The organism is Ensifer sp. SL37, from assembly GCF_026672675.1.
GTDB classification, from domain to species: Bacteria; Pseudomonadota; Alphaproteobacteria; order Rhizobiales; family Rhizobiaceae; genus Ensifer; species Ensifer adhaerens.
On sequence record NZ_JAPPRN010000007.1, the window covers coordinates 97,427 to 120,462 of the forward strand.

The window sequence follows — 23,036 nt, forward strand, 5'->3', positions numbered from 1 at the left end:
TGGTTATGCTCGCGGCTTGATTACGAATTTGACGGTATTGAAGCAAGCTGTCAAACCCACTGGCAACAAGGTGGCGTCTGACTGAACTGGCGCTGCACCAAGGGAACAAACTGGTGGGTGCTTTGAGCGCGTATATCGATCTGATGGGGTTCGCCGAAGGAGCCTGGGGCATGGATATGCTCAGGGCGACAGGCGTTACACTTTGCGTTGCCCCCAGCGGCTTTGCCGCCGGGGCGGTCTTCGGCAGCCTTAGCGCGGCGGCATCTTTCTCGTCGCTGCGCGCCTTGCGGATCCTTGCCGACGGCTACACCACGATCCTGCGCGGTATTCCCGACCTGCTCGTCATCTATCTCTTCTATTTCGGCAGCAGTGCGGTTCTGAGCCAGCTCGGCGCCCTGTTCGGTTCCGAGGGCTTCATCAGCGCACCGGTCTTCCTCACCGGCGCACTGGCGATCGGGGTGGTATCAGGCGCCTATCAGGCCGAGGTCTACCGCGGCGCAGTGCTCGCTCTCCCCAAGGGCGAGATTGAAGCGGCAAAGGCCTACGGCATGCCGAACCAGCTACTGTTTCGGCGCATCATTCTGCCCCAGGCGACGCGGTTCGCAATCCCGGGCGTCGGCAATGTCTGGCAACTGGTGCTGAAGGAATCCGCGCTCATCTCGGTGGTGGGACTGATCGAGCTGATGCGACAGGCCCAGATCGGCGCGGGCTCGACCCGCAAACCCTTCACCTTCTTCCTGACGGCGGCTGTTCTTTACCTGCTGATCAGCTTCGTCTCGGGCGTTCTGTTCCGGATTGCAGAGAAGCGCGCCATGCGCGGCATCAGGCAGGCGCTATGATCGACCTTCCCTTCATGTACGAGGCCTTCGTGCAGCTTTGCGGCGGCATCCCGCTGACGCTGCAACTCATGGCACTGTCCGTCGCCTCCGGCGCCGTTCTCGCGACTGTTCTCGCGGCGATGAGGCTGTCGAGCTGGCCGCCACTCGATCTTCTGGCGCGCGCCTACATCTTCATCTTTCGCGGCACGCCACTCCTGGTGCAGCTCTACTTGATCTACTACGGCCTCAGCCAGTTTCCCGAGCTGCGCCAGACATTCCTTTGGCCGTTCCTGCGGGAAGCATATTGGTGCGCTGCGCTGGCGCTCGCACTCAATACCGCAGCCTACAGCGCTGAGATCATCCGCGGCGGCGTGCTTTCAGTCCCGGCAGGGCAGATCGAAGCCGCACGGGCCTATGGCATGGGCGGCTTCACGCTCATCCGCCGCATCATTGCTCCACAGGCATTGCGGCAGATGCTGCCTGCCTACTCCAACGAAGTGATCCTGATGGTGAAGTCGACGGCGCTCGCTTCGACCATCACCATGATGGAAGTCACGGGGCTGGCGGCAAAACTCATCTCGGCGACCTACCGGCCCGTGGAGATCTTCATCGCCGCCGGCGCGATCTATCTGTTGCTCAATTTCATCGTCAGCCGGCTGTTCAAGCTGTTCGAATACCGGCTTTCGGCCGCGCAGCGCCAACCCCTCTACCGACGTGCCGCAGGAGAAAATGCATGATGAACGCGCCCCTCGCTCCGGCCGTGAAGATCACCGGGCTCGAGAAGAGCTATGGTGCCTACAAGGTACTGCATTCCATCTCACTCAGTGCCAACCAAGGCGAAGTCGTCTCGATCCTTGGCGCCTCGGGCTCCGGCAAGTCCACCTTGCTTCGCTGCATCAACATGCTGGAAGTGCCGGATGCGGGCGAAATCTCCATTCACGGAGAGAGCTACAGGCTTACGCAGCGCGACGGTTTCGCTCCGCGCGTCGCCGATAAGAAGCAACTGCTGCGCCTCCGGTCGCAGGCGACGATGGTGTTCCAGTCCTTCAATCTCTGGTCTCATCTGACGATCCTGGAAAACCTCATCGAGGCGCCGGTTCATGTGCAAAGGCGCAACCGCGCCGAATGTGTCGCCGAGGCCGAAGCCCTGCTCGAGCGCGTTGGCATCGCCGACAAGCGCAACTTCTACCCGGCCCACCTATCCGGCGGCCAGCAGCAACGCGCGGCCATTGCCCGGGCGCTCGCCATGCGGCCGAAGATCATGCTGTTCGATGAACCGACTTCGGCGCTCGATCCGGAACTGGTCGCCGAAGTGCTGAAGGTCATGCGCGATCTCGCAGCCGAGGGCCGCACCATGCTCGTCGTTACCCATGAGATGGGCTTTGCCCGCGACGTCTCGAACCGCGTTCTGTTCCTGCACAAGGGGCTGATCGAAGAGGACGGTCGCCCGGAACAGGTCTTCTCGAACCCGAAGAGCGAGCGCTTTCGCCAGTTCATTTCCAAGCAGAACGCCTGAAACGAACTTCCAAAAAAACGAAGAGAGGAGAACGCATGAAACTGAAGATTGTCTTGTCTGCCGTCGGCCTGCTGGCAACGGCCCATGTCGCGCAAGCGGAGGACGTGATCCGCATCGCCACCGAAGGCGCCTATGCGCCGTGGAACTTTTCCGGACCCAACAACGTGCTGGAAGGCTTCGAAATCGACCTCGCGAACGAACTGTGCGGGCGCATGAAAGCAAAGTGCGAGATCGTCGCACAGAATTGGGACGGCATCATCCCGTCTCTCACCGCCGGCAAGTACGACGCGATCATGGCGGCCATGAGCATCACGCCGAAACGCGAGGAAGTAATGGCCTTCACCGCACCCTACGCGGCGGCAATCAATTCCTTTGCCGCGATGGAGGGAAGCGACCTTGCCGACCTGCCGGATACGGGCAAGCCGCTGTCGGTCGATTCCGAAGCCGCCAAGTCGGTGCTGGAAGAGATCGCCAAGAAGATCCAGGGCAAGGCTGTCGGCGTGCAGGGTTCGACCACGGCTTCCGCGTTCATGGAACAGTACTTCCAAGGTGGCGCCGACGTACGCGAATACAAGACCACCGAAGAGCACAATTTCGATCTCGCGAGCGCCCGCCTCGACGCAGTCGTGGCCAATGCGACCGTTCTCGCAGCAGCGCTCGAGAAGGACGACATGAAGGGTGCCAAACTCACCGGTCCGCTCTTCTCGGGCAGGGTGTTCGGCATGATCGGCGTCGGCCTGCGCAAGGAGGACACAGCATTGAAGGCCCGCTTCGACGACGTCATTAAGGCCGCGGTCGCCGACGGCACGGTGAAGAAGCTTTCCGAGAAGTGGTTCAAGGTGGACGTGAGCCCCCAGGAGTAACCCGCGAGAACTGGCCCGCCCGAGTTTCGGATGGGCCTTCACTGCCGAGATACGGACCAAACAGCATGCGCAGACTGCCAGATCAGGACATCGTCATCATTGGAGCCGGCCTCGTCGGGGCCGCCCTTGCCTGGGGCCTGGCGCGCACGGGGGAGCGGCCGCTGCTGCTTGACGGCGAGGATCTGTCGATGCGTGCCTCTCGCGCCAACTTTGCGCTGATCTGGATTCAGGGCAAGGGTCTTGGCGCGCCCCATTATGCGCGCTGGTCGATGCGTTCGGCCCGACTTTGGCCGGAATTCGCCGCCGCATTGCGCGAAACGTCGGGCGTGGATGTCGCCCTGAAGCAACGAGGCGGCTTCACCTTTGCGCTGAGCGAAGCCGAACTGGAACGGACGCATGAAGAGGTCCTGACGGTGGCGCGCGAACTTGGCGATGACGCCCCGGAACATGCCTTGCTCGACCGTGCAGAGACGGCGAAGATGGTGCCGTCTATTGGTCGGGATGTAGCAGGCGCCATCTATTCTCCGATGGACGGTGACGTGAATTCGCTGCGCCTGCTGCGAGCACTCCATACAGGAATGGTAAATCTCGGAGCGCGCTACGAACCCCATTGCGAGGTCGACGAGATCCAGCCCGGATCCGGCGGATTTCGGTTGAAGGGATCCTGGGGCGAGGTTTTCGCTAGACGCATCGTCCTGACGGCGGGTGTCGGCAATAGCCGGCTTGCCGCCATGGTCGGGATTCACGCCCCCGCCGTGCGCAGCAAAGGGCAGATCCTCGTTACGGAAAAGTGCCGGCCGTTTTTCCCCTATACTTCGGCCACGCTCAGACAAGCCGACGAAGGCGGCGTGATGATCGGCGACAGCCAGGAAACCGGCACGGACTCGATCGCCACCAACCAGGACATCAGCGCGGTTCTGGCCGAGCGGGCCATCCGGACGTTTCCCTGTCTCAGCGGTGTCAACGTCCTTCGCTCCTGGGCTGGGTTCCGCGTCAAGACACCCGATGGATTGCCCATCTACGAACAGTCGGCCGCCTATCCCGGCGCCTATGTCGCGATGTGCCATTCCGGCGTGACGCTCGCCGCAGTCCATGCACTCGAAGTTGCCGGCGAGATCGCCACACAACAGACCGAACTTGCCGGCGACAATTTCCCCGGCCGGAGGTTTCATGTTTCGCAGAATTGATAGAGCGGAGGAGACCGTGACCATCACGTTCGACGGTCTCCCCATGCGCGTTGCCGCCGAGCAGACGGTGGCCGCAGCGCTTCTCGGCCAGGGCATCAGCACGCTGCGCAGGAGCGTCGTCGGCAACGCCCAGCGCGCACCCTATTGCCTGATGGGCGTCTGCTTCGAATGCCTGGTCACCATCGACGGCACCCAAAACCGCCAGGCTTGCATGACAATCGTGCGTGACGGGATGGCGATCTCATCGCAAAGCGGTGCCCGCTCTCTGGACGAAGGGTGCTGACGATGGCGCTCCGGAAAATCAACGACCTTCATCGCCTCGACCGCGAATACGATCTTGCGATCGTCGGTGCAGGACCGGCAGGAATGGCAGCCGCCGCGCAAGCCGCGTCCCTCGGCGCACGGACGATCCTCTTCGACGAAAACCCTGGCCCCGGTGGCCAGATCTACCGGGCTATCGAAAGGAACTCACCCGGGAAACGTGACTTCCTCGGCAGTGACTACTGGAAGGGAAGGGGAGTCCTGCAGCCGTTTCTGCAGTGCGATGCCACCTACGTACCCCAGGCGCTTGTCTGGAGCGTCGAGCAAAAGGAAGCCGATGCGAGGGCATCTGTCGAACTGCGCGTCTCCGCCGGCGGCAGCAGCAGCATCGTTCATGCGCGGCGGGTCATCTTCGCGACCGGCGCGATGGAGCGGCCGATGCCCATACGGGGTTGGACGCTTCCCGGCGTGATGACCATCGGCGCAGCCCAGATCGCGCTCAAATCTTCAGGACTGGTACCCGATGGCCGCGTTGTCCTGGCGGGCAGTGGCCCGCTGCTCTATCTGTTTGCCGACCAATTGCTACAGGCAGGCGGGAACATCGTAGCAGTGCTCGACACCACGCCGCGATCGAACTGGATGGAGGCCCTGCCTTTTCTGCCATCGTTTCTGATTTCGCCCTATCTGTGGAAGGGTCTGTCGCTGTTGGCAAGGGTCGGTCGCTCCGTATCGGTTTTTACCGGTGTCGGGACGATCGAAATTATCGGAGAGGATCGCGCAACGGCGATCCGCTTCCAGACCAAGGGCCGGATCGAAGAAGTCGCCGTCGACAGCATCTTCCTGCATCAGGGCGTCGTCCCGAACAACAACCTGGCAAACGCGACCGGATGTGAGTTCGCGTGGAATGACCGGCAGAGGTGCTTTCATCCGCAACTGGACGCGCAAGGTCGATCCTCGCTTTCCGCGATCTTTATTGCTGGTGACGGCGGCGGCATTGGCGGCGCGCTTGTCGCCGAAGTCGGCGGGCAGATAGCGGCGCTGGCCGCCACTCTAGATATCTTTCCAGGCAAAGAATGGGAAATCGAACCGCTCTTGGCGAAACATGAAGGACGGCGCAGGGCCTTGTCCCGCGGGCGCACATTCATCGACACGCTCTATCAGCCCGCCCCGTCGTTTTGCGCGCCGACCGATCGGGAGACGATCGTATGCCGCTGCGAAGAGGTGACGGTCGGAGCCGTACGCGATGCCGCCGCACACAACGTGGTTGGCCCCAATCAGCTCAAGACGATGCTGCGCTGTGGCATGGGGCCGTGTCAGGGTCGCATGTGCTCGGCGACCATCACGGAGATCCTGGCTGATGCACAGCAGCGAAGCCCAGCCGAAGTCGGCACCTACCGACTTCGAACGCCGATAAAGCCGATCCCCCTGCGCGAGTTCGCCTCGCTCCCCCTCACGCCGGATGCCGTCCAGGCCGTTACCGGCGACCACACCGATCTTAGCTAACCCCTCGAAACGAAGGAAATCCAAATGGTAGAACGTCACATCCGCACGCCCATCATGCATCGCGTCGTGGAACACAACGGCATCGTCTATGTCGGCGGCACGACCTGCGACGACGAAAGCCTCGACATGGCCGGTCAGACACGCGAAATCCTGGCGAAGATCGACGGCTATCTGGTGGAAGCCCGTACCGACAAGACGAAGTTGCTGACCGCTACGATCTTCGTGACCGATCTTGGGAAGAAGCCGGAGATGGATGCCGTTTGGAAAGCCTGGATTGGCCCCGAAGACCTGCCGACCCGGGCAACTGTGGGCGTTGGCGATCTTGGCGGCGACACGATGATCGAGGTGGTCGTCTCGGCGTTCAAGTGAGCACGCCAACAGTCGTTCTGTTTTGCGTTGCCGGCTTCACTTGCAATTGAAGCCGGCGGCCCGGATTGAACCAGGAGAGCCTCGAGTTGTGGGAATCTGCAGCGCCCATGTTACCTAGGGATAAACAATGACCAGTATCGTTGATCCGGAAACACCGTCGCAGGCAACCCATGGCGACAGTTCTCTGGAGGAGCAAAGAAAATAGTTAATAAAGGGAGATCCTAACTGAAGTGCAACCCGCCGGTTTTCAGGGTAGGGGTTCAGCCTCCCTCTTGCAAATGTGCCCGGAACACTTCGGCGGGTGTTCTGTAGTCGAGGCACTTTCTCGGCTGGTCGTTGAGATGGCGAGCAAGCTGGATGAGCTTGCGTTGCGACACGCCTGCAAGGTCGGTATCGCCTGGCATGTATCGACGGATGCGCTTGTTGATGTTTTCCACGGCACCTTTCTGCCACGGTGCACTGGGGGCACAAAACCAGCTCCGCGCGCCGATGCCATCTTCCAAAGCCCTGAAGCCGGCAAACTCCGTGCCGCGATCAAAGGTGAAACTCTGCCGGGCAAAGGCTGGCAAGGGAGAGAACGTTTCGATGATGTTGTCCATGATCGGCCGCGAGTGGCGGCTCTGGTTCTTGATCATGACGGTGTAGCGGCTCTTGCGCTCGATCAGTGAGGTTAGGTTGGCGTTGCCCAAATCACGTTGGAAGATCAACAAGTCGCCTTCCCAATGCCCAAACTGCGAACGATCACCAATGAAATCAGGACGTTGCGATATCCTGCAGTCAGCGGGAAAAGTGCCGTCGCGCGGCTTCCTCGAGCCGCGGGGGCGGCGTTTGCGGCGGCCTTCCGACAGATGCTGATAGAGCTCCAGCGCCTGATCGTCCTTGCCGTAGATGAAGCGATAGATCGTCTCGGTACAGACCCGCACGGCGCTCACGCCATCGGCGAGCAGACGACCGGCGATCTGTTGCGGGGACCAAAGCGCCTTCAGCTGCTCGATCACCAGTTCGCGCAATTGTGGGTGCCGCACAAGCTTCCTCAAACGCTGCCGCCGCTCTTTGCGGATATCGTCAGCAACGGTCGGGAAGCTATAGTCGGGCAGCTCGCGATCGCGGAAGGTCACCCGCCATAAAAATAAAGGTGCAGGCCGAATAGCAACCTTTCCCTTTCGGGATAAAGGTGGAGAGGCGCCTCTCATGCACGTCGTCAGCAATCAGCAGTGCCATCTGGACAGCGCCGCTGATGCTGTCGAGCACCAGCAATCTGGCTTTCTGAGAAGCATGCAGCGCCCGCCTGAAATTCAAGGCGGAATAGAGGTCGATATCGCCCGCGAGAGTGATGACGCTGGGGTCGCTCTCCTCGAATGAGAAGGGACTAAATTTCTTTGTGTCAGCGAGCGCTGGATTACCCACAAGCGAAAGGGCCAGGCAGAATGCCCATATGCGAATGAGGCCGAACGGAAAACTCGGCAAGGTTGACACTTCCACGCTCTGTTTATATTCACAGAACATTGATCAAATTGAAGTTGCAACACAAAAAGCCGCAACGGTTAACAGAGCGACGGGTCAACGGTCTCGATCGCAGAGGCGTGGGGTTATGTGATCACTCCACTGGGGTGCTGTATCATCATCTCCGCATAAGCCTTCGCCATCATCTCGGTGTCTTCGAGATAGCGGGCCGCCCTCGGACGCGCGCTCACCAAACCGTGAAGCTTGGCAATAGAGGGAAACCGCAGGCACACCGCTTCTCGGTCGAGGTAGGCGACCCAAAAGCTTAGATAAAAATCTGCGAGAGAGAAGCGGGTCCCTAAGACGTAAGGTCCTCTTTTTGCCAGCCTAGTGTTCATGACATTCAAGCGGTCGAGAACGAGCGACTTTGCCAGCTCTTGCATCCCCACGTTATCCTCGCATCTCAATGAGAAACGGTTCGGAAAATGGTATCGCTTCATCTCAGATTGCACGTCCCCGGCGATATGGAAAACCGTCGAGAGAAACAGCCCCCTGTCGGGGTCGGTGAATGAAGGGGCCAGTTCTGTGAGCTGGTGCCGATCCGCGAGGTAGAGCATGAGAGCGGCTACTTCATAGAGTGCGTCGCCGTCAGGAGTGATCAGCACCGGAACCAAGCCGGCGGGGTTTATGGCGAGGAACTCTGCGGAACGGTGCTCGCCTTTGAGGATGTCTATTTTTCTGAGCTCATACTCTATCTCACCTTCTTCAAGCACCCATTGGACGAGCGGTGCGCGAGTGAAATCGCCGCCATAAAGAACGTACATCCTACGCTCCATATCTCCAGCGCGCGGGGCATGCGGCGGTGAACTAGCCGCGCGCTCGAGCTCGGCCCGATTGTGCGCAACGCTTCGTGCCTGGCAGTTGAGGTTCGATCCGCCGCCAGACATGTCTCAACCATCGACTTAGGCCGGGGGCTTGTACGAAGATGAGATTTTGTGCGCCTTCTGTTGCGCAGCCTTGAATTCCGCGCCGGTGTAGGCTCGCACAGTTTTGACATCCGATACGGCTCCCGATGCGCTGACGACGAGAAGTGCGGGGATCAGGTCAGCGCCATCCTCGAATTCCGTGATCGCCATCCAGTCGGTTTCGCCGGTCGTGAGGTAGAAAGAACGCAGTTTCCCGCCCGCGGCTTCCATGATGCCTCGTGCCGCTTCTTCTCGGTCTGATGGATTGTCAATCATTCCCTTCGCTGACGTAGCAGTATAGCACCCTGTGGTTACGAACAGTGGCATAGGATATCCTCCGCAATATGGGCAGATCGAATGACCTGCCGAACGGTCATTAACTCTATTGGCGTTAGACGAACGTCGGACTGCAGACCGCTGGATTGGTCGCCGCCCACCTCTTCGCCTTCATGGTGACCGGCCTCCGTGGCCGGCTTGCCGTTTCTGCACGGGCGATTGCGCACGTCGAGAGAACCACGGTCAGCATGACCAAGATCCTCAGCATACTAAGCTCGTCCTGAATTTCAGTACGCACTAATCTACAGCAGATCGAGCGGGATGGCCTGTAGTCAATCCGAGCTAGCACGGATGGTCGCTGGCTACGTTGTTACGCGCGCCCTTTATCAATTGGACTGGTCACGGCCATTGCACGCCAATAGTCATTTCAGCGGAAGTTCGGTCTGCCGTGCGCTTCGGCGAGATCTTAGGGAGGTTTGGCGTAGAGCGGCCACGGCTGCTTGCGCTTAGGCAGGTCGCGCGCCGATGGTTGCGCAAATGTTCGCTGCTGAGTTTGTAATTAAGCATAAACTAATTCAGGTCGGCGGCCTTGTGGTATCCTGCGGCAAGGACACCTTGGGGGGCTTTGCGATGTTTCGCGTGCTGGTGCTGATCCTTGCTTTCGTCGCAAATCCGTCGCGGGCCGCCGCAGCGCCTCCAGACGTCGATTTGGAACTCGTGCTGGCGGTCGACACATCGGGCTCGATCGATATCGGGGAGGCGCGCGTACAGCGCCTCGGCTATCTGGAAACGCTTCGACACCCGGATTTCATCAACGCCGTCAAAAGCGGTTATCTTGGACGCATTGCCATCGGCTATTTTGAATGGGGCGGGAAGGTGAATGAATCGTCGGTCGTCGCCTGGCAGGTAATCGAAGATGCCAAGGATGCCGAAGCCTTTGCCGCCAAGCTCGAAGCCCGCCCGATTGGCACGCGGCATGGCACCTCGATCTCGAGTGCAATCCGTTTCGGCACGAGACTCATCGAGACCAACGCTTATTTCGGAGCGCGCCGCATCCTCGACCTTTCCGGTGACGGGTTCAACAACACGGGTTTACCAATCGCAGTCGCTCGCAATGACGCCCTGGCGCGTGGGATCGTAATCAATGGATTGGTGATACTCATCAGGCCCACCGTTTCTACCGTTCCGCTCGAGCGCTACTATGCAGAATGCGTCATCGGCGGTCCTGGATCCTTTATGATTCCCGTGCGTAACGTGGAGGACTTTGCGAGCGCCGTGCGCCAGAAGCTGCTGCTCGAAGTGGGCGGGCTGACGCCTAGCTTGACTGCCCAGCCAGCCGCGATGCACGCGCCCGTAGACTGCAGGGTCGGCGAGAAATATCCGAGCTTTGTTGAACCGGCATTCCGGAATTAAGTTGACGCTGTCCACCGCCCTTGAACAACGCAGCGAAGACTCTGATTTTTTGCCGGCCTATTTCAGCGGTATTATCACGAGACTTGACGCAGCGCGTGCATGCCTTCGACAACCCGATCAAGGTCCTGCTGACGTTCGAAGGCAATTCCACGGACGGCGTAATCTACCGGATCGAAACCCGGTTGTAGAGCATGCAGTCGCGCGAGGGTTTTTCTGGCTGCAGCAGTATCGCCTGCCAACGCCTGAGCAGCCCCAAGCCGCGCAAGACCCCAGGCACCTAACCTGGGAATGCGCCCAAGACGTTCCGCCGCGCCGGCATAATCTCCGGCAAGATAAAGCGCCATCGAGCGGTCAAAGTAGTACCAATCCGGATGCAGCGGATTTAGCCGGACCGCACGGTCCATCCAGGCTATACCCTCGTCCCCCCGCCCGCGCAGGACGAGCAAATAGCCCATCTGCGCGATTGTATCGGCATCGTAAGGGTTAAGTTCGAGCGACCGCGCGACATGATGCTCGGCAGCGTCGTATTCTCGAAGATAAAGCCGCACGAGCCCGAGGATGCGGTGAGTGCGTGCTTCTTCCGGAGAAAGACTGACCCCCGTTGAGGCGAGGCTGAGGGCAGTGCGCAACTCCGTATCGGCGCTCAGGCCGTATTTGCTGAGGATAACGGTCGCAAGCGCCAGGTAGGAATGAACGAGGCCATTCGTTGGATCACGCAGGAGCGCTTCCGACAGAACGTCATGTGCTTTCTGATTATCTCCCTCGCCGTAGCCCCGCAGCAGCGCTACACCCTGCAGCAGCAGGTCATGCGCCTTTCGGTCGGCCGGAGGCTTGCGTGCAGCCAGCCGAAGCGACGCACCCTCCACATGTGACACCAACCGGCTGATGACCTGCCGCGCGATCAGATCCTCGAGAACCAGCGGGTCCGGGTCGTACGCCTCAAGACGATCCGCCCACACCAGGCTACCGTCGGCGGCGTCGATAAGGCTGACACCGACCCGCACCATTCCCTCATCCCGGTCAATGTGGCCGTCGACGAGATAGCGAGCACCGAGACGTCTCGCGAGGGCTTTCGGCTCGCTTCTGTCTGCATGTGCCGATGCAAGCGATGTGGCTCGGGCAATGACCGGAACGATCCTGAATCTGGCGAGCCCGTTGATGATCTCCTCGCAGAGCGTCTCACTATATGATGCGTTGCTGTCGAGGGTGCGGTCCTCGAACGGCAGCACCGCGATCGGTGTTTCCTCGCCATCATCGGAAGCGTCGACGGTTTTTGATGAACCTGGGTCCAGAAAATATCCTCGACCCGCCACCGTTCTGATTGTCGATGGGCCTACGGAGCCGAGCGCCTTCCTGATCTCGCGGATCGCCTGCGTCAGCGAATCCTCGGTGACAATCACGTCCGGCCAAACAGCGTCGACCAAGTCGCGTTTCGACACAACGCGGCCCGCCTCTTTGGCGAGGCAGGCAAGAAGTTCGAATGCCTTTCGACGCAAAGTAACAACGCCAACTTCGTTCAGAAGAAGGCCGCGGTTGAGGTCGAGCGTGAATCCCCGGAAGCGAATGGGCGTTTGGCTGCCCACGGCCATGAGTTCTTCACCTCCGCGCAAAAATCCTCAGATACGACCAGAGTTGCGACTGTGTTGGTCGGTTGTCAACCGCGTGACCTGCGGCGATGGCTTCTCCACCCTCATCTACAGAGGGCAGACAAAGGTGATCGATGCAGATGTCGTGGTATGCGCCCGTGATGCAGCTGCAGCTGGAAGCGGTTGTGAGGAACTCGAGAAGATCTTGTCGCTCTGCGTCGCTCATTGTTAGACACTCCCGATTTGCTGCTGGTTCGATGCAAGAATGCGCTGCGCCACCATCGCCTGAAGGAGCCATAGCCGATGGTCCCGGATGCCTCGCTGTTCCAGGCCCTCGACAGTTCGATATAAATATTCGGCGCAAGAGCCGAGATGGCCTGCTGCCGTCGCGAGCACGCCAGCGACAGTCTCAATCGGCTGATACCCCGTATAAGCGAGCCCAGCCCTGTCGGCGCAGAAGGCAAGGGCTTGCACCCGCACCCCGGCGACATTGACCGCGATCCAGCGTGGCTTGTTCGTCGTGGCGGGACTGGAAACTTCCCGCCGAAGAAGCGCAATCAAGGCGTCACGGCCATTCGGTTCGGGGAGGCGTTGCACCATGCCTTTGCATTGCCCGCCTCGATCCAATACCAGCATGAGCCCGGGGCACTCAGGCGTCCCGCGCCATCGCGTTAACCGCAGGCGAAAGGCGCGATGCCACCCGGGCGCGATCGCGTAACGTTCCTCAGCGACCTCAAAAGCGGGTTTCCAAAGGAGGGAGCCATAGGCGAAAACCCAGACTGGACCGTCAGAAGCTCGCCCCTCGAGGAGGTCGTCGGCTAAAGCTTCGTAGTCACCGTCCGTCATCGGCACAAAACCAGGCGTCGGACCACTGTCGACGACGGGCCGGTTAGCCTTGGCAACGATCTCCGAGGTAAGTTGCATGAGACGCCTCCACAGCGAATTCATGGTCGTCCAGGCGGAGCTTCATGTCCCGAACAAGTTCTGAAATTTCTGTGAAATCGAGAAAGCCTCGGCTCTGAGAAGAAGCATGATGCGAGGAGATGCTCTTGGCCTTCAGGGAACGGCTTGGCGAAATCGGTCATGGCGCTCCGTGAAGGCAAGACGCGGCCAATGGAATTTGGCTAGTTCGCCGCATTATCGCGACAACGGCGTTGTGAGCGAAAACCAGAGACCTTCGCCTTCCCGGGGTTGATACGATTGACTCCTGACACGGTGCAACATTGCTTGACCTTGGTGAAAAACCGCTCGATCATTCACGCCTGGACCCACCTCAAAATGGTGGGGTCGCTTGTTGATTTGGCAGACTACGCTCCTGGAGCAAGGCGATGACAAGCTTCGATTCGCGACGCATTTCCAACATTCATCACGACCTGCATCAGCACTTGCCTTCCGAATCCGCGCTGAGAACCAGAGCACTCGAAAGTCTTCTCGTCGAAAAGGGGCTGATCGATCCTGCGGCTATGGACGCCTGGATCGAAATGTACCGCGACGAGATCGGACCTAGGCGGGGCGAGGGTCCTGGCTCGGGCCTGGAGAGAACCGTCGTTCAAAAGGGCTCTTCTCGAAAATGCGACCGCTGCAATCGAGCAGTTCGGATTTGCTGGGCACGGAACGGGTCACCTGCAGGCGGTTGAGAATACATTAGAGATACACAATCTCGTCGTCTGCACCCTTTGTTCCTGCTACCCATTCTCGATTTTGGGAATTCCGCCTGCGTGGTACAAGTCGAACGAATACAGAGCGCGCGCTGTGCGCGAACCGCGTGCGGTTTTGTCGGAGTTTGGCGTGGAAATTCCCCCGACTGTCGAGGTGCGGGTCTGGGACTCGACGTCCGAGAGACGATATCTGGTGATACCGCAGCAGCCCAATGGTGTGGAATCCTGGAGCGAAGAGCAGCTCGCGGAGCTGGTCTCGCGTAATTCTATGATCGGGACGCAGAGGGATCTTTCTCCAACCTGGAGGGAAGCCTGTGTCAGGCGACATGTAAAACTGGTCCGGTAGCGACACCTAAAACTGGTCCCCCTTTCAGACCTTAGGAGGGACTAATGGACGTTGAGACAGGTACGAAGATCTCCGCGAGATTGGCGCGGAGAGAAGCGATGCTCGAACCGGACGAGGTGACTGCGATGCTGCGGCTCAAGAAGCTGGGGTGGGGCACGCGGCGGATCGCGGCGGAGCTGGGATGCTCGCGCACGACGGTACAGCGATACATCGAGACGGGTGGCTGGCGCGGGTATCGGCGAGCCCGCCGGGAAACGCAGCTCTCGAAGCATGAAGCGTGGGTCCGTGAGCGGTTCTTTCGCCATGGCGGCAATGCTGATGTCGTGCGGCAGGATCTGGCTCGAGAACTCGGCATTGAGGTCAGTCTGCGCACGGTTGAGCGAGCGGTCGCGGGGTATCGGCAGCAGTTGGCGGCATCGGCTTTAGCGACGATGCGCTTCGAGACACCGCCAGGCCATCAGATACAGATCGATTTTGGCGAGAAGCGAATGGAGATCGGAGGCGAGAAAGTCCGCGTCTACATCTTCGTGGCAACGCTTGGCTATTCGCGTCGCACATACGCGACGGCGTTTCTCCACGACCGTCAGTCTGCCTGGTTCGATGGGATGGAGGCAGCCTTCAGGCATTTTGGCGGTGTCACAAGCGAGGTCCTTCTCGATAATGCTGCGGCATTGGTAACACGGCACGACGCGGTGACCCGCGAGGTCGTGTTCAACGATCGGCTGCATGCCTTCTCCCGCTATTGGGACTTCCGTCCTCGCGCATGTGCACCATACCGGGCTCGTACCAAAGGCAAGGACGAGCGAGGCGTCGGGTATGTGAAGCACAACGCACTTGCCGGACACAGCTTTGACAGCATGGAAGGCCTTCACCTGCACCTTGCGTGGTGGATGCGCACGGTTGCCGATCTTCGATGCCATGGCACGACAGGCGAACCACCACTTGAGCGCTTTGTCCGCGACGAAGCTATGACGCTACACCCACTAAATGGCAGGCCGCCATTTCGTCAGATCCGAGAACTGCTGCGCAAGGTCCACGCCGATTGCGCCGTTGAGGTCGACACCAACGCCTACTCAGTCCCGTGGCGGCTCATCGGCGAGATTGTCGAGGTGAGGATCAGCGGTGGCCAGGTCCGCGTATTCCATGCTGGTCAGCTTGTCGCGAGCCACGCCGAGTCACACGGGCGTCATCGTCGCCTGACGGATCCCGCCCATTTTGTCGGCGTCAGCGGCTTCGGCATGCCTGTCAAGCAAGCCGCGCAGGCCGATCCGCCCGCTCCCAAGCTGCCCGAACTTCTTCGCCCACTGTCGGAATATGAGCGGTTGATCGGAGGGCAATGGTGATGGCAGTTGATCACGACACGCTGATCGGCTGGCTGAGCCGGCTGAAGCTCACCGCCATCCGCGACCAGCTCGACAACCTTCTTGACGAAGCCTCGCGCGCGGATCTCACCATTCGCGAGACGCTCGCATTCCTGTGCGAACGCGAGATTGCAAGGAAGGACGAGAGACGCATCATCATGGCGATGAAGATCGCGCATTTCCCGCATGCACGAGATCTCGAGGGATTTGATTTCGAGGCGCAGCCCAGTGTCGATCCGCAACAGATACGAGAACTCGCCACCGCCCGTTGGGTGGCAAATGGTGATGCCTTGCTGCTGCTCGGTCCACCTGGCGTTGGGAAGTCCCATCTCGCGATTGCGCTTGGAAGAGAGGTCATCCGTCAAAACTACACGGTGTTGTTCACAACGGCGCAGGCATTGGTCGCAACGCTCGTGAGAGCACATGGCGAAGGACGCCTGGAAGAACGACTTGGGTTTCTCGCCAAGCCCAAGCTGCTCATCATCGACGAGCTTGGCTATCTTCCACTCGAGCCCAATGCAGCCCACTTATTTTTCCAGCTCGTATCGAGGCGCTACGAGCGGGGTGCAATGCTCGTCACCTCCAACCGCAGTGTCGGAGAATGGGGAACAGTGTTCGGCGACCCCGTCGTGGCAACTGCTATCCTTGATCGGTTGCTGCATCACAGCCACGTCATCACAATCCGTGGCGACAGCTACAGGCTACGAGAAAAGCGCCGTAGCGGGCTTCTACAGAAGTCCACGACGGCAGCCGGTATGGAGAGTAACTAAACACCCTTGGCGGACCAGATTTGCGTGTCGCCTAAGGACCAGTTCACGATGACGCTTGATAGCCTGATGGACGGCGTTCACGATCTTGGCGGGCGCGAAGGATTTGGCCCCATTCTAGGCAGGGATGACGAGCGTCTCTTCCGTTCGGATTGGGAAATGCGGGCTTTCGGTCTCGCCCAGGCTGCCGCTGGCGATGCGGACTGGTCGATTGATTGGTTCAGGCATTGCCGCGAGTTGATCGTTCCGGCCGAATATTTGACGCGACCATACTTCGATCAATGGGTGCTGACGATTGCAGCCCAGATGATTGATGCCGGCTATCTTACATTGGAGGAACTCGATGTTGGCCGGTCGTCATTTGCACGCCAGCCTTGCTATCCGCCTGAAAGAGCGCACGAGGCGCGCGCCTACGTCAAGTCCGTGCGCAGCTACGCTCTTGATTCCGGGGCGCCGCCGTTGTTCGTCGTGGGCGACGTGGTGCGCGGCAAATCCATGGGACATTCCGGACATACGCGCTTGCCGTCCTATGTGCGGGGGAGGCGTGGAAGCGTGATCGCACATCACGGCGCCCATGTACTGCCGGACGCGTCAGCCGCCGGAACGCCCAGAGGCGAGCACCTCTACACGGTTGCCTTTGCCGCGTCCGAGTTGTGGCCGGAAGCCCACGACAGCCGCGATCAAGTTTTCGTCGATCTCTGGGAGAGCTATCTTGAGCGGATCTGAACCTGGGACGGCCCACCTGACGCAAAGGGACAGCGAACCGGCTTTCGCCGAGCCGTTGCATGCTCAGGCTTCCGCGATGGCAAATTTGTTGGTTGCTTCGGGCGTAATATCAGGAGCGCATTGGTCTGAAACTCTGGGCGCGAAGTTGTGCGAGGCGCATCTCGCCGGACAGTCGGACGACACCGAGACCTATTATCGCGCCGTGTTGTCCGCACTCGAAAGCCTCCTCGATCAAGCTCGCGCGATTTCCGGCAAGGAATTAACCCAGCGGCGAGATGCCTGGGAGCGCGCATATTTGCGCACGCCGCACGGACGGCCCGTCGTGCTGAATGGGGGCTTATGACCAAGCGTTCCTGCTCCTGACGAGTCTTCCGAGCTGTCGTGCCAAGAGACCTGGGATGTGATCCTCTTGGCCCGCACACGACACTGCCGGAGGCCTTAGAACATAAATGAGGGATGTGGTGGGCTCGGCAGGACCGGAGCCGACGGCCTTAACCATCGAGTTCCCTCCCAGCAGAGAACCAGGGCAACCGATCGATCAAGCTCGGGTCTGGACGATTTTCCGTGCAAACTTTGGCTCTGTGAGGGAAGCAGGTCTGAGCCGTCGATGTCGGCAATGTCATATTCCTATCCAGTTATCGCCGGTTCGTATCCCTTCAAATCGAGGGATTGATAGTTCGCAATCGAGAAGTCGCATTACGATCCAACTTCGAACTTTTTCGAAAGCCACGCTCGCGAAGGATGTCGGCAAAGCTGAGTTCCATCTGCCGCATCCCGTGGGGGCGCAGTCTGCTCAATCACGGAATGCAACGCGCCCGAGGACGTGCATATGGTAAGGCCCGTCCCAGACAATCTATGGCGCACGAAGCGCGTCTTTCCGGTTCACTCGTCAAAACATGAGTTCGACCACTCTGTTGGATGGAGGCTGAAATACCTAGCCGAGTTGTTCGTAAAAGCTTAACCAATCGAAAAAACACCAACTTCTGAGGGTTGCCCGAGGCGCGTTCGCGCATGATGTTCTTTACGCAGCCGGAGCCATGGACAGAGCCGGGACTGCGCTCTGGCGTTTGTCTTGCTCGGCAACGTAGTGAGTGGGAACGGTTGGCATGCTCCTGAACCATCGCATCACGCGCATCACCGTCGGCATTCTGCTTTTCACGCTCGCCGTTGTCGTCCTCCTGCCGGGATTGACCGGCTTTACCAGCCTCGACGGCACCGTAAATGCCCGCTTTGCCGTCATCAACGCACCGATTGACGGGGAAATCGGACAGGCGCCGCCACGCATCGGCACGCCGGTTGCCGAAAACGAGACCCTTCTGACCATCCGCAACGAACGCGTCAATCGGGCGATCCTTGCTTCGCTTCAGGCGGAAGGAAAGACGGCCGCCGATCGCGTCACGGCGCTGGAGCGTGAACGGGACGAACTCGTCGCCTTGCGCGATCAGCTCGCCCATCGGCTCGAGAAATTCAAGAACGCCACCATTGCCAGTCTGGAGCGCGAACTTCGCATCCTGCAGAAGCGGGTGGAGGTGTCGCGTGCCCAGGACGTCGTTGCAAGGGTAGACCTAGATAGACGGCAGGAACTGGAATCTAAGGGGATATTCACGCGCAAGATGGTCGAGGCGGCAGCCGCCGCCGGCGCGGCCACGGGCGGCGAGGTCGAGATCAGCAATTTGTCGCTCGATCTTCTCGAACAACGGCTGATGGCCCTGCGTGAGGGGATATTCATCGTCGGCGATGGTCAAAACGACGTGCCCTATTCGCGCCAGCGTCAGGACGAGGTGATCGTTCGCATAAACGACATCAACACCCGCATTGTCGAAAACAGCACGCGCGCCGACCAGATTGAACGGCAGCTGGAGGAAGAGGAGAAGCGCGTTCGCAGTCTCGAACAGGCAGAAATAGCGTCGCCGTTCAGCGGGGTGGTGTGGACCCGCAACGTCGTCAACGGCTCCAATGTCATCCTCAACAATGAGCTGTTGCGCATCCTCGATTGCCGCGAACTGTTCGTCGATATTCTCGTTCCTGAAGTCGATTACGACGAGATCTATCCGGGCCGCGAAGCGGAAGTGCGGCTTCTGGGCCGGAGCGAAGTCTTCAAGGGAAAGGTGCAGGCCGTAAAAGGCTCATCCGCCGTCGTCGAGAAAGACAATCTCGCCGCCAAGGAGCCGGAGGCCAAGGAGCGCGACGCGAGAATCCGCGTTCAACTCCTCCCCTCGGCTCTCAACACCGATTTCGGCAATTTTTGCCAGGTGGGGCGGTCCGCCCAGGTCCGCATTTCTCGGCACAATCTGCAATTGACACAGTGGATCAAAGGGCTGTGGTTCAACCTCTTCTAGCGCTCGCGCCCACATTGCTGGTGATCGCCTTCTTCCTGCTTGGGCCATCGAACTGGTCGCGGCATCAAAGCTGGGCGCGCACCATCACTTGCGCGGTCGTTGGGGCGGTCGCATTGCGCTACATGGTCTGGCGCCTCTTCGAAACCGTCCTTCCCTATCCCGCTGATGGCGCGAACGTCTGGTGGGTTTGGATCGTCTTTGTCATCGAGCTCCTTGCCTTCACGGAGGTCGTTCTTTTCCTCATCCTGATGAGCCGATACGTCGACCGCAGTCGCGAGGCGGACCGTTTGGGAAAGACGTTCTTCGCGCGCGAGGCGCAGGATCTGCCGACAGTCGATGTTTTCATTCCAACCTACAACGAGCCGCTCGATGTTCTGGAGCGCACGATTGTCGGGGCTTTGGCGCTCGACTATCCGAAGGACAAGTTCAACGTCTATGTCCTCGACGACGGCCGGCGTGATTGGCTGAAGACCTTTTGCGCAGAGCGGGGCGCGGTCCACCTGACCCGGACGGACAATGCGCACGCGAAAGCCGGGAACATGAACAATGGGCTGCGCGCAAGTTCGGGCGATTTCATCGCCATCTTCGACGCAGACTTTGCTCCCTATCGCCATTTTCTCAAGCGCACCTTGCCGTTCTTTTCGGACGAGGGGATCGGGATTGTCCAGACCCCGCAGCACTTCTTCAACGTCGATCCGGTGCAATCGAACCTGGGCCTGGAGAACATCTGGCCGGACGAGCAGCGCCTGTTCTTCGACGAGATCGCGCCCAGCCGCGACGTCTGGGACGTCAGCTTCTGCTGCGGTTCGTGCTCGATCGCCCGCCGCAAGGCCGTCGATGCGATCGGAGGCTTCCCGACGGAGTCGATCACCGAAGACCTGTTGACGACGCTGTCGATGCTGAACAAGGGATACAAGACCCGCTACCTCAACGAACGGCTGTCGATGGGATTGGCAGCCGAGAACCTGACGGGCTATTTTGTTCAGCGGGAACGATGGTGCCAGGGCGGCATCCAGACGCTCTATCTCCACAACGGTCCGTTGCGTGGACCGGGCCTGTCGTTGTTCCAGCGGATCATGTTTCTCCCCATGTCCTGGCTGGTTCAGTACGTGGTGCGCCTGATCGTGTTGATCGTGCCGATCGCCTATCTCTGGTTCGGCGCCTTGCCGCTGCACTTCACGGGCGTTGCCGACTATGTTGCAAATCAGCTTCCGGTGCTCGCGGCCTATTTCCTCCTGATGCTCTGGATAACGCCTACACGTTATCTGCCCGTGGTCTCCAGCGCGGTCGGGACCTTCGCGACGTTCCGCATGCTGCCGACGGTTCTCTCCAGCCTCGTGCGGCCCTTCGGCAAGCCGTTCAAGGTAACCCCGAAAGGCACCGGCAACGAGGCGAACAGTTTCGACGCCTACACGTTTACATGGATTGCCGCATTCATCGCCGTCACGGCGCTCGGACTTCTGATCAACCTCGTGCCGGAAACGGCGCAGGTCCAAGGGTCGTTCTCGGCGATCGGAGCCGTCTGGTCGGGGATCAACATCGTCGTCCTCGTCATCGCGTCGCTGATCTGTTTCGAAAAGCCGCGTCGACTTTTCCAGGCTTTCAAGCTCGATGAGCCCGCCAATGTCGACGGGACGCCGGGGCGCGTGGTCAGCCTCTCGCTCGACAAGGCGGTGGTCGCGGTTCCGCCGGAGGTGCGCTTCGAGTCTGCGAAGGTAACCCTCAGGCTCGACGGTTTCGAGCCGCTGCAGGCTGATCTGAGGCAAGTGACGCAGCGGCGCGGCGACATATCGCGTACCGGCGACAAGCGGCGCTTCTATCTCCACCTTTACTACGACCTCAACGGCAAGGAACGCGACAAGATGATCGTCAAGCTCTATACCGGCCGCTATTCCCAGGACATTCCTGATATCGATAAGGTCGCGGTTTCCGTGAACCTGTTGCTGCGTGCCTTCGGTCGCACCCGTACCGTTTCGTAACCGCAGCTCAATCGGTGCTTATGACTCGCGAATTGCGAAAGCCTCATCGGGCGGAAATGGCGCAGTGTTCATGTATGCGCTCGAATGATCGCATATTGTATCGACTGGCACTTGCCAGCTTCCCCGGGGCTCGCCGCTCTTTTTGATAACTGAGTGTTGGTCGTTTAGCGCTCAGTATGGTGGTATGGTGGGCCCGGCCCGACTCGAACCTGAAAGAACGAATTCGATCGTCCGGGGTTGAATGATTCGGGTCGTAATCGAGCGCATCAACGACGTTGCTCGCCTGGTCGATCGGGCTAATGGGGCGAGCTTAGACGGAATCCCTTAGGCCGCCACTTCGCCGATCAGTGAACCAGCCGGGATGTTCCATTCTTTGCTGAGCTTTCTAATCTGATCCAGATTAATTTCCCGTTTTCCGTTCAGAAGATCGGCCGCCCGCGCTTTCGAACCAATGACCGCCACGAGATCGGCGCGCGTGTAGTTGTTCGCAGCCATCACCGACTTGACCACCTCAACAGGGCTCGCCGTCGGGATTGGATAATGCTTGCCCTCGTACTGTTCGATCAGAAGGACGAGCGCGTCAAAGTGCGCAGCTTCCTCAGAGCCTTCTTCGGGTTCGTCTTCGAAATATGGCCGGACTTCCTTCAGTGCGGCGTTGTACTCGGCCTCACTCTGAAGCGTCCGAAACCCTTTCAAATCCAACATGTCGACTTCCTTTCACGTCAGAGTTCTTTGACGTCGATCGCATCGTACTGGGCGTGCGTCCCGACAAACAGGACGAAAATCCGCTTGGAACGAAATGCGACCAGCCCCACAATGCGGTACTTGTTGCCGCCGACGTCGAAGATAACCTTGTTGCCGGCCACCAGATCAGCTGAGTTAAATGTCTTCTTTAACTCGCTGAAATTACTCCAGCTCGCCTTCGATGCGGTAGTATACCATTCCGTCATTGCGGCTCGGGTGGTCTCTCTGGGGACGCCTTTCGGCAAGCTATTCCAAAAGCTGACCAGCGCAGATTTAGCGATAACGTTCACTTGAGCCCCTATTTAGCGCGTTCCCAATCTGGAAACAAGTGCGAAGTTTCCAATTTGGGAATTTTGCTGCGAGTCATTTTTGATAAGATCCAGTCAACGCAGAATGCAAATCTCGGGCAGCACTGTCTGACATACCTTGGAGTGCGGGTCCAACCCGGAAACGCGCCATCCCTTTGGCCGCCAGCGATCAAGTTCACTTATGGGGCTTGGTCGCCTTCACCATCTTTGGGACCTTCCGCGAAACCTCCTCAAGCGTCGTCATAACCCGGTTCACCTGCGAGAGCGTGGACGTCAGCTCAGGAGCATATCGGACAAGGAGATACTCTTGAGCTGAGGAGAGCGTTGCCACGTGCGCCAGCGTGCGCTTGCGCAAGACAAGTCCTGCGGCCCCCGCTCTTCGGGCCGGCTCGCCAAGGTCATGTTGGAAGTTGTGGATCGGCTCGTCATCGAGGCCTCTCGCCTGAAGAAGAGCATCGAGATAAAGCTCGATGGCATGAAGAGCCAGCAGCCTTTGCGGAAGATGGTTTGGACTGGATGGGTTCTCACCCAGCTTGACGGCGGCGGCTTTGTATTGCGTCGCCAGGTCCAAAACGTCTTGCACGCCCGTTGATTTGCCGAGGTCCATG

General features: G+C 59.5%; 24 protein-coding genes and 1 pseudogene. 16 read left to right on the plus strand and 9 right to left on the minus strand.

From position 1 onward, the window contains the following. Positions 1–143 precede the first annotated feature (143 nt). The 8 genes from OVA00_RS32375 to OVA00_RS32410 all read left to right on the plus strand — a co-directional run bounded on the left by OVA00_RS32375 (position 144) and on the right by OVA00_RS32410 (position 6,517). Positions 144–839, plus strand: coding sequence for an ABC transporter permease (locus OVA00_RS32375; protein WP_268091128.1), 696 nt, complete (start codon positions 144–146; stop codon positions 837–839). Next, complete coding sequence (locus tag OVA00_RS32380) at positions 836–1,555, plus strand: ABC transporter permease (RefSeq protein WP_268090438.1); 720 nt, start codon at positions 836–838, stop codon at positions 1,553–1,555. The genes OVA00_RS32375 and OVA00_RS32380 overlap by 4 nt, the downstream gene beginning before the upstream one ends. Further along, positions 1,555–2,334 (plus strand): ABC transporter ATP-binding protein, encoded by a 780-nt coding sequence (locus OVA00_RS32385; protein WP_255382342.1) that lies wholly within the window; start codon positions 1,555–1,557, stop codon positions 2,332–2,334. Before OVA00_RS32380 ends, OVA00_RS32385 begins: the two co-directional genes overlap by 1 nt. 35 nt (positions 2,335–2,369) lie before the next feature. Continuing rightward, the gene (locus OVA00_RS32390; RefSeq protein WP_255381629.1) at positions 2,370–3,197 is read left to right on the plus strand and encodes a lysine/arginine/ornithine ABC transporter substrate-binding protein; all 828 of its coding nucleotides are present in this window, start codon (positions 2,370–2,372) and stop codon (positions 3,195–3,197) included. A gap of 65 nt (positions 3,198–3,262) precedes the next feature. Further along, on the plus strand, positions 3,263–4,384 hold the full coding sequence (locus tag OVA00_RS32395; RefSeq protein WP_255381628.1) for an NAD(P)/FAD-dependent oxidoreductase: 1,122 nt from the start codon (positions 3,263–3,265) through the stop codon (positions 4,382–4,384). Continuing rightward, positions 4,368–4,667 carry a (2Fe-2S)-binding protein gene (locus OVA00_RS32400; RefSeq protein ID WP_255381627.1) on the plus strand — a complete coding sequence of 100 codons (300 nt, stop codon included), beginning with the start codon at positions 4,368–4,370 and terminating at the stop codon, positions 4,665–4,667. Before OVA00_RS32395 ends, OVA00_RS32400 begins: the two co-directional genes overlap by 17 nt. A gap of 2 nt (positions 4,668–4,669) precedes the next feature. Beyond that, entirely contained in the window at positions 4,670–6,148 is a 1,479-nt protein-coding gene (locus tag OVA00_RS32405; RefSeq protein ID WP_268091129.1) for an FAD/NAD(P)-dependent oxidoreductase, read from the plus strand. A 24-nt stretch (positions 6,149–6,172) separates the two neighbouring features. Then, positions 6,173–6,517 carry a RidA family protein gene (locus tag OVA00_RS32410; RefSeq protein ID WP_268090439.1) on the plus strand — a complete coding sequence of 115 codons (345 nt, stop codon included), beginning with the start codon at positions 6,173–6,175 and terminating at the stop codon, positions 6,515–6,517. 260 nt (positions 6,518–6,777) lie between these two features. On the opposite strand, the pseudogene OVA00_RS32415 reads toward OVA00_RS32410, so the two are convergent. The 4 genes and pseudogenes from OVA00_RS32415 to OVA00_RS32430 all read right to left on the minus strand — a co-directional run. Further along, positions 6,778–7,638: pseudogene (locus tag OVA00_RS32415) on the minus strand (IS30 family transposase); the annotation flags it as partial. Then, positions 7,601–7,999 (minus strand): hypothetical protein, encoded by a 399-nt coding sequence (locus OVA00_RS32420; RefSeq protein WP_268091175.1) that lies wholly within the window; start codon positions 7,997–7,999, stop codon positions 7,601–7,603. The gene OVA00_RS32420 and the pseudogene OVA00_RS32415, both read right to left, overlap by 38 nt. 107 nt (positions 8,000–8,106) lie before the next feature. Next, positions 8,107–8,784 (minus strand): glutathione S-transferase family protein, encoded by a 678-nt coding sequence (locus OVA00_RS32425; protein ID WP_060607736.1) that lies wholly within the window; start codon positions 8,782–8,784, stop codon positions 8,107–8,109. Positions 8,785–8,922: 138 nt separating this feature from the next. After that, positions 8,923–9,201: a GYD domain-containing protein gene (locus OVA00_RS32430; protein ID WP_268090440.1), complete on the minus strand. Its 279-nt coding sequence runs from the start codon at positions 9,199–9,201 to the stop codon at positions 8,923–8,925. 630 nt (positions 9,202–9,831) lie between these two features. Here OVA00_RS32430 and OVA00_RS32435 point away from each other — a divergent pair. Beyond that, a complete protein-coding gene (locus OVA00_RS32435) occupies positions 9,832–10,614 on the plus strand; it encodes a DUF1194 domain-containing protein (RefSeq protein WP_060607595.1) in 783 nt (260 codons plus the stop codon). 74 nt (positions 10,615–10,688) lie between these two features. On the opposite strand, the gene OVA00_RS32440 is transcribed toward OVA00_RS32435, so the two are convergent. Together OVA00_RS32440 and OVA00_RS32445 are read right to left on the minus strand one after the other, a co-directional pair. Next, positions 10,689–12,203 carry a winged helix-turn-helix domain-containing tetratricopeptide repeat protein gene (locus OVA00_RS32440; protein ID WP_268090441.1) on the minus strand — a complete coding sequence of 505 codons (1,515 nt, stop codon included), beginning with the start codon at positions 12,201–12,203 and terminating at the stop codon, positions 10,689–10,691. A gap of 225 nt (positions 12,204–12,428) precedes the next feature. Then, positions 12,429–13,124: a gamma-glutamylcyclotransferase gene (locus OVA00_RS32445; RefSeq protein WP_268090442.1), complete on the minus strand. Its 696-nt coding sequence runs from the start codon at positions 13,122–13,124 to the stop codon at positions 12,429–12,431. 597 nt (positions 13,125–13,721) lie between these two features. Here OVA00_RS32445 and OVA00_RS32450 point away from each other — a divergent pair. From OVA00_RS32450 to OVA00_RS32480, 7 genes are all read left to right on the plus strand, one after another. Continuing rightward, positions 13,722–14,204: a nitrile hydratase subunit alpha gene (locus OVA00_RS32450; protein WP_442780602.1), complete on the plus strand. Its 483-nt coding sequence runs from the start codon at positions 13,722–13,724 to the stop codon at positions 14,202–14,204. A gap of 44 nt (positions 14,205–14,248) precedes the next feature. Then, positions 14,249–15,547, plus strand: a complete 1,299-nt coding sequence (istA, locus tag OVA00_RS32455) for an IS21 family transposase (RefSeq protein ID WP_268088390.1) — start codon at positions 14,249–14,251, stop codon at positions 15,545–15,547. Then, positions 15,544–16,335, plus strand: coding sequence for an IS21-like element helper ATPase IstB (gene istB, locus OVA00_RS32460; protein WP_089046329.1), 792 nt, complete (start codon positions 15,544–15,546; stop codon positions 16,333–16,335). Before istA ends, istB begins: the two co-directional genes overlap by 4 nt. A 48-nt stretch (positions 16,336–16,383) precedes the next feature. Beyond that, positions 16,384–17,058, plus strand: coding sequence for a nitrile hydratase subunit beta (gene nthB, locus OVA00_RS32465; RefSeq protein ID WP_268090443.1), 675 nt, complete (start codon positions 16,384–16,386; stop codon positions 17,056–17,058). After that, the gene (locus OVA00_RS32470; RefSeq protein WP_255381615.1) at positions 17,045–17,401 is read left to right on the plus strand and encodes a hypothetical protein; all 357 of its coding nucleotides are present in this window, start codon (positions 17,045–17,047) and stop codon (positions 17,399–17,401) included. Before nthB ends, OVA00_RS32470 begins: the two co-directional genes overlap by 14 nt. A 763-nt stretch (positions 17,402–18,164) precedes the next feature. Next, the gene (locus tag OVA00_RS32475) at positions 18,165–19,397 is read left to right on the plus strand and encodes an HlyD family secretion protein (RefSeq protein WP_060607576.1); all 1,233 of its coding nucleotides are present in this window, start codon (positions 18,165–18,167) and stop codon (positions 19,395–19,397) included. Next, positions 19,379–21,376, plus strand: a complete 1,998-nt coding sequence (locus OVA00_RS32480; RefSeq protein ID WP_268090444.1) for a glycosyltransferase — start codon at positions 19,379–19,381, stop codon at positions 21,374–21,376. Before OVA00_RS32475 ends, OVA00_RS32480 begins: the two co-directional genes overlap by 19 nt. A gap of 324 nt (positions 21,377–21,700) precedes the next feature. Here the strand turns inward: OVA00_RS32480 and OVA00_RS32485 are convergent, their stop codons facing one another. The 3 genes from OVA00_RS32485 to OVA00_RS32495 form a co-directional block, all read right to left on the minus strand. After that, the gene (locus tag OVA00_RS32485; protein WP_029742565.1) at positions 21,701–22,081 is read right to left on the minus strand and encodes a helix-turn-helix domain-containing protein; all 381 of its coding nucleotides are present in this window, start codon (positions 22,079–22,081) and stop codon (positions 21,701–21,703) included. A 17-nt stretch (positions 22,082–22,098) separates the two neighbouring features. After that, positions 22,099–22,410 carry a type II toxin-antitoxin system HigB family toxin gene (locus OVA00_RS32490; RefSeq protein ID WP_268090445.1) on the minus strand — a complete coding sequence of 104 codons (312 nt, stop codon included), beginning with the start codon at positions 22,408–22,410 and terminating at the stop codon, positions 22,099–22,101. A gap of 193 nt (positions 22,411–22,603) precedes the next feature. After that, positions 22,604–23,035: a hypothetical protein gene (locus tag OVA00_RS32495; RefSeq protein WP_268090446.1), complete on the minus strand. Its 432-nt coding sequence runs from the start codon at positions 23,033–23,035 to the stop codon at positions 22,604–22,606. Position 23,036 lies beyond the last annotated feature (1 nt).

What these genes read in the sequence shown, in the direction of transcription:
- OVA00_RS32375 (WP_268091128.1), top strand. Translation starts at nt 144, where the DNA reads ATGGGGTTCGCCGAAGGAGCCTGGGGCATGGATATGCTCAGGGCGACA.
- OVA00_RS32495 (WP_268090446.1), bottom strand. Translation starts at nt 23,035, where the DNA reads ATGGACCTCGGCAAATCAACGGGCGTGCAAGACGTTTTGGACCTGGCG.
- OVA00_RS32410 (WP_268090439.1), top strand. Translation starts at nt 6,173, where the DNA reads ATGGTAGAACGTCACATCCGCACGCCCATCATGCATCGCGTCGTGGAA.
- OVA00_RS32445 (WP_268090442.1), bottom strand. Translation starts at nt 13,124, where the DNA reads ATGCAACTTACCTCGGAGATCGTTGCCAAGGCTAACCGGCCCGTCGTC.
- OVA00_RS32475 (WP_060607576.1), top strand. Translation starts at nt 18,165, where the DNA reads ATGCTCCTGAACCATCGCATCACGCGCATCACCGTCGGCATTCTGCTT.
- OVA00_RS32430 (WP_268090440.1), bottom strand. Translation starts at nt 9,201, where the DNA reads ATGATTGACAATCCATCAGACCGAGAAGAAGCGGCACGAGGCATCATG.
- OVA00_RS32485 (WP_029742565.1), bottom strand. Translation starts at nt 22,081, where the DNA reads ATGTTGGATTTGAAAGGGTTTCGGACGCTTCAGAGTGAGGCCGAGTAC.
- OVA00_RS32405 (WP_268091129.1), top strand. Translation starts at nt 4,670, where the DNA reads ATGGCGCTCCGGAAAATCAACGACCTTCATCGCCTCGACCGCGAATAC.
- OVA00_RS32435 (WP_060607595.1), top strand. Translation starts at nt 9,832, where the DNA reads ATGTTTCGCGTGCTGGTGCTGATCCTTGCTTTCGTCGCAAATCCGTCG.
- OVA00_RS32400 (WP_255381627.1), top strand. Translation starts at nt 4,368, where the DNA reads ATGTTTCGCAGAATTGATAGAGCGGAGGAGACCGTGACCATCACGTTC.
- istA (WP_268088390.1), top strand. Translation starts at nt 14,249, where the DNA reads ATGGACGTTGAGACAGGTACGAAGATCTCCGCGAGATTGGCGCGGAGA.
- OVA00_RS32395 (WP_255381628.1), top strand. Translation starts at nt 3,263, where the DNA reads ATGCGCAGACTGCCAGATCAGGACATCGTCATCATTGGAGCCGGCCTC.
- OVA00_RS32380 (WP_268090438.1), top strand. Translation starts at nt 836, where the DNA reads ATGATCGACCTTCCCTTCATGTACGAGGCCTTCGTGCAGCTTTGCGGC.
- OVA00_RS32390 (WP_255381629.1), top strand. Translation starts at nt 2,370, where the DNA reads ATGAAACTGAAGATTGTCTTGTCTGCCGTCGGCCTGCTGGCAACGGCC.
- OVA00_RS32425 (WP_060607736.1), bottom strand. Translation starts at nt 8,784, where the DNA reads ATGTACGTTCTTTATGGCGGCGATTTCACTCGCGCACCGCTCGTCCAA.
- nthB (WP_268090443.1), top strand. Translation starts at nt 16,384, where the DNA reads ATGACGCTTGATAGCCTGATGGACGGCGTTCACGATCTTGGCGGGCGC.
- OVA00_RS32440 (WP_268090441.1), bottom strand. Translation starts at nt 12,203, where the DNA reads ATGGCCGTGGGCAGCCAAACGCCCATTCGCTTCCGGGGATTCACGCTC.
- OVA00_RS32385 (WP_255382342.1), top strand. Translation starts at nt 1,555, where the DNA reads ATGAACGCGCCCCTCGCTCCGGCCGTGAAGATCACCGGGCTCGAGAAG.